This window comes from Ideonella sp. P3_A4 (genome assembly GCF_056403075.1).
This window is the reverse complement of record NZ_JBFUGE010000603.1, coordinates 1-3,575: the sequence shown is the minus strand read 5'-3', so window position 1 is coordinate 3,575 and position 3,575 is coordinate 1. Positions and strand designations below refer to the sequence as shown.

Here is a 3,575-nt window from a genome sequence, read left to right as displayed (position 1 = left end):
CCGGCGGGCAGCGCGGCGAGCGTGCATAGCAGCAGCGCGGCGAGGCTAGAGCGCAAACGCACGCCGCAGCTCCTGTTCCACGTCCCAGGCTTCCAGTTCGACGCGGCGGTTCAGGTACATCGAGAATCCGGCGGCGACGAAGAACGGTTCGAGCACGGTGGCCACCAGCAGTTGGCTGGCGGCGAAGAGGTAGGCCATCGTGTCGTCTTCGAAGAAGCCACCCCATCGGTTCGAGGTGTTGACGGGATCGAAGGGCGTCAGCCAGTACAGCAGCGACATCAGTGCCACCGTCAGCAGCAGCTCGATCTGCGAGTACATGCCTTGCTGCAGCAGCGCAACGCCACGCTTGCCGCGCAGCAGCAGCGCGCGGCGTTTGCGCCCCGGCTGCCCGCGCAGCCCCTCGAGCTGATCCACCGGTTGGGTGTAGGCCCGCCAGGGCGACAAGCGCGCCAAGGTCAGGGCTCGCAGCAGGCCGCGCAGGCTCAGCAGGCCATCGGACTGCCAGATTTCGCGGGCGGTCACCGGCTGACCGAAGGCGGTGCGCGCGAAGACCAGCAACAAGGCGCGGTCGAGCCAGGGCTTCAGCATGAACAACACCAGCGACGGCGCAAGCGGATCCCACCACCAGGTGGATGCGGCCAGCATCATCGTCAACGCGGCCGCTGGCAGGTAGCTGCGCGCCAACGTGCGGGCCTCGCGCTGCACCATGCGCGCGCCGAGGTCAGCCGCCTCCATCATCGGGCGGGGCCGCAGGGCGAGGGCGAGTTGGTCAGCCCACATGGCGCGCGTCCATCATCCGGCCCATCAGCGGACCCTCAGCCGCGTGTAAGCCCAGACCAGCACCCAGCCCAGCGCCGAGGTCGCGTACTTCGCCGGCGGAGGCACCCAGGGCGACGAGGACCAGAAGGCCTCCAGCGCGGCGGCGATCAGGAACAACACGATCGCAGCCCCCACCAGCGGCACGCTGGCCTGGCCGGCGCGGGCCAGGGCCTGCGTGCGCCGCCAGCGTCCGGGCGCCAGCAGCGCGTGGCCGAGCATCAAGCCTGCAGCGCCGGAGATGACGATCGCACTCAACTCGAACGGCGAGTGGCTGGCCACGAAAGACCAGAACACCGGCCCATGGCCGCGGGCCGTCAGGAAGCCCGCGACGCCGCCGATCTGCAAGGCATTGAAGATCAGGTAGAACACGGTGCCAACACCGGCCAGCAAGCCACCGGCAAAGCACTGGAACCCGATGCCGATGTTGTGGCGGATGTAGAAGCCGAACATGCGCCAGTCGGTGTCGGCGCCGCGGTGGTGGCCGATCGCCTGATCGGGCTCGCGGCTGTACATCTGCTCGAAGTTGYTGGCGTTGCCGGCGTCCATCAGCGTCAGCACCTGGCCCGGGTCCGCCCAGGTGGCCAGGCCCATCAGCAAGGCCGGCCCGTAGAACAGCAGTGCTGCCATCCACACGTAGCGACGCTGGGCACGCAAGGCCGCCGGCACCTCGACGAGGAAGAAGCGACTCAAGCGTTGCCAACCCAGTTCGTGCTGGCGATAGATCAGGCGGTGCGCCCGCTGGGCCAGGTCTTCGAGCCGCTCGGCCAGGTGGACCGGGTAGGCGCGGGCCTGCGCCAAGGCCAGGTGTTCGCAGATGGCGCGGTACAGCGCCGCCAGGCGCTCGGCGTCGGGCGCCGGTGCCTGCTTCGCAGCCGAAGCAAACCAGCGCCGCGGACGCGCCGTGGCGACGAGCAGGGCGTCCAGCTCGTCCCACTGCGGGCCGTAGGTGGCTTCGAATTGCGCGGGGTTCATCTGGCGGTCAAGAGCCTTCGGGGTCCAGGCCGAACACCAGCGCAACTGCCGCACCCACCATGATGGCCACCACGACGTACGCCACGATGCCTGCCAGCCCGAGCAGCAAGGCCACGCCCCAGCCACGCCGCGGATAGGCCTTGCCGTAGCGCCCGAGCACGTGCTGCATCTGTTCGCGTGCGCTCGAGAAGTACCAGGCGGCCAGCAGGCCGATACCAAAGCCACGCGAGACCACGTTCATCTCGCGGCTCTCGGGCAGCACCGCCGCGACGATCGCCATGACGAGATAGAACGCGAGCACAGCGACGAACCATTTGCGCGAAGCGTCGGCTTTCTGCGGTTCGCCCAGGGCGGCCCAGTTTTTCATGTGCAGGAAGGCACCGAACGCCGGCGTCAGCAGCAGGCTCCAGTTGGCTGCTGCGTTCGGGTTCCACAGCGCCGGGGCAGGGGCGGAGGGCGGCGGCGGCGCCACCGCATCGACATCGGCTTCAGGCGGCGCGTAAGGGTTCTGGCTCATCGCTCGTCCTTCCTTAACGATCACCGCGCAACCAGCGGGCCACACCGATCAAACGCTCGGCAGCCGAGGTCGGGGCCAGTTGCTCTGGGTCCAGCGGCCGCGGCTTGACCTTCGACTCCGCCAGAACGGCCAGCTCTTCCACGCGCTGGGGCGTCAGCCGCGTGGCCCGGCCCGCCAGGTGCAGCAACGCCCGTTGCTGATCGAAGGTGAGTGTTGCGCTGGCGGCGCAAACCGGCACCGACGGCCAAGCCACGGCGGCGGGCCGCTCGGCGTTGTAGACCACCAGTGTCGATGCGGCCAGGTCGCCCAGGCGTTTGAAATCGCGCCGCAGCAGCATGCTGAGCAGGCCGAGGCCGTAGGCCAGCGGCAGGAAGTCAGCGGCGCGCAGCAGGTTGCGCAGCAACGAGGCGCTGGCCGTGACCGGCAGCCCGTTGTCCATCACCACCCGCAGGCCCACGGCCATCTTGCCCGGCGTGGCAGCCGCCGGCGACAGCTCGAAGATCACCGGGTAGAACCATTCGAGTATGAAGAAGCTGATCAGCCAGAAGGCATCGCCGATGCCCTTGACCGCCGACAGCACCGCGCCCAGCGTGCCCATCAGCGCGAGGCGGATCAGGAAGTCGAGCATGAACGCGACACCACGCGGCACCGGCCCGGCGGGGCGCAGCGTCAAAGCCACGCCCTCGGGCGTCTCGACGCGATAGAGGGTGTCCAGCGCGGGGCCTGCGGCGGCGCGCGAGGCCGCCAAGCCCGCTGCAGAATCAGACACGGACGACGATGGTGTCGGCTATGTCGTCGTGCAGGCAGCGGTGCGAGGCGCGGAAGATCAACAGGCTGTCGATCAGGCTGATGAGCGGGCCGATCAGCGGCACCAGGCTGATCAGCCACATCGGCACCATGCGCATGCCGACAAGTCGGCCAAGACTGGCCTTGGAGCCGTCTGAGCGCTGAATGCGAATGCCCATCGCAATCTTGCCCATCGTCTGGCTGCGCTGGTGCAGCAGCACCGCCTGAATGGCGAGAAAKACCAGTATCGACACGCCATACGCCATGAAATAGGCGCCACCGTGGGGCGTGCTGGGGCTGAACAGGCTGACCGAAGTCATCAGCCCGATCACCAGTGCGATGACTGCAAACGCCACGCCGTCGATGATGGCGGCCACCAAGCGGGTACCGCGGCCCGCCAACTCGCCGGTGACGGGCGCCACGTCTTCTACCTGCGCCACCGGCGGTGCGAACTTGTTGTTGTTCGTGCCTTGGTTCGTAT

General features: G+C 68.3%; 5 protein-coding genes. All 5 read right to left on the bottom strand.

Going from position 1 to position 3,575, the window contains the following annotated elements:
• Positions 1 to 45: 45 nt before the first annotated feature.
• Positions 46 to 780 carry a hypothetical protein gene (locus AC1DYI_RS29710; protein WP_477207720.1) on the bottom strand — a complete coding sequence of 245 codons (735 nt, stop codon included), beginning with the start codon at positions 778 to 780 and terminating at the stop codon, positions 46 to 48.
• Between the two features lie 24 nt (positions 781 to 804).
• Complete coding sequence (locus AC1DYI_RS29705) at positions 805 to 1,791, bottom strand: stage II sporulation protein M (protein WP_477207719.1); 987 nt, start codon at positions 1,789 to 1,791, stop codon at positions 805 to 807.
• A 7-nt stretch (positions 1,792 to 1,798) separates the two neighbouring features.
• Positions 1,799 to 2,308 (bottom strand): hypothetical protein, encoded by a 510-nt coding sequence (locus AC1DYI_RS29700; RefSeq protein WP_477207718.1) that lies wholly within the window; start codon positions 2,306 to 2,308, stop codon positions 1,799 to 1,801.
• A 13-nt stretch (positions 2,309 to 2,321) separates the two neighbouring features.
• Entirely contained in the window at positions 2,322 to 3,077 is a 756-nt protein-coding gene (locus tag AC1DYI_RS29695; RefSeq protein ID WP_477207717.1) for an RDD family protein, read from the bottom strand.
• Positions 3,070 to 3,575: RDD family protein (locus AC1DYI_RS29690; RefSeq protein ID WP_477207716.1), on the bottom strand; the 506-nt coding region annotated here is incomplete at its 5' end. The genes AC1DYI_RS29690 and AC1DYI_RS29695, both read right to left, overlap by 8 nt.

What these genes read in the sequence shown, in the direction of transcription:
- AC1DYI_RS29710 (WP_477207720.1), bottom strand. Translation starts at nt 780, where the DNA reads ATGTGGGCTGACCAACTCGCCCTCGCCCTGCGGCCCCGCCCGATGATG.
- AC1DYI_RS29700 (WP_477207718.1), bottom strand. Translation starts at nt 2,308, where the DNA reads ATGAGCCAGAACCCTTACGCGCCGCCTGAAGCCGATGTCGATGCGGTG.